The sequence below is a fragment of the Burkholderia sp. SIMBA_051 genome (assembly GCF_046534915.1).
Taxonomy (GTDB): domain Bacteria; phylum Pseudomonadota; class Gammaproteobacteria; order Burkholderiales; family Burkholderiaceae; genus Burkholderia; species Burkholderia ambifaria.
The window spans coordinates 1-250 of sequence record NZ_JAWRXS010000634.1 but is presented as its reverse complement, the minus strand read 5'-3'; the positions used below and the strand labels follow the sequence as shown (position 1 = coordinate 250).

General features: G+C 70.8%; 1 protein-coding gene. It reads right to left on the bottom strand.

The features are described 5' to 3' along the window. Positions 1-250, bottom strand: a 250-nt coding sequence (locus SB771_RS36025) for an NAD(P)-dependent oxidoreductase (RefSeq protein WP_410722164.1), incomplete at both ends; no start/stop codon positions are given.

Below are 250 nucleotides of genomic sequence, written 5' to 3'. Positions count from 1 at the left end.
CCGCATTCAGCCGACCGTTCGACGTGTGCGCGAGCAGCGCCTCGGTGTCGGCCACGGGGCCGCGAGCGATGTTCACGAACAGCGCGCCGTCGTGCATGCGCGAGAAGAAGGCGTCGTCGGCCAGGTGCCGGGTGTCGTCGGTGAGGGGAACGCCGAGCACCACGACATCCGCGTCGGGCAGCAGCTCGTCGAGGCTCGACAAGGCATAGACGTGGCCGCGGTCGTCGTCGCGTTCGCGGCTGGCGACGCG